This is a genomic window from Lysinibacillus sp. GbtcB16, from assembly GCF_019091145.1.
GTDB lineage: Bacteria > Bacillota > Bacilli > Bacillales_A > Planococcaceae > Lysinibacillus > Lysinibacillus fusiformis.
The window spans coordinates 1-260 of the sequence record NZ_JAGXJV010000547.1; the positions used below are offsets into that span (position 1 = coordinate 1).

A 260-nucleotide genomic window follows, 5' to 3' on the forward strand; every position below is an offset into this window, starting at 1 on the left:
TATGGATTTCGAGAAAGCAGACCAAGTTGCCCAAGGTTTAATTCAAGAACTTTATACTGGACACGAAACAGAAACACCTGCGGTCGGGCGCCACTTGTTCTTTGGTGCGGCAACTCCCAAAGGCGCATTCGACTTTATTCAACGCCTCACGAATCCGTTGGAGAGACGTATTTTCATCAAAGGGAGACCCGGCTCGGGAAAATCGACCTTGCTCAAAAAGCTCGCTGCCGCTGCCGAAAAGGACGGAATCGATGTCCAAG

The 260-nt window shown here is 50.0% G+C and carries 1 protein-coding gene; it reads left to right on the forward strand.

Annotated elements, in window-relative coordinates:
- Nucleotides 1-260: nucleoside-triphosphatase (locus KVT27_RS25200; protein WP_369009672.1), on the forward strand; the 260-nt coding region annotated here is incomplete at both ends.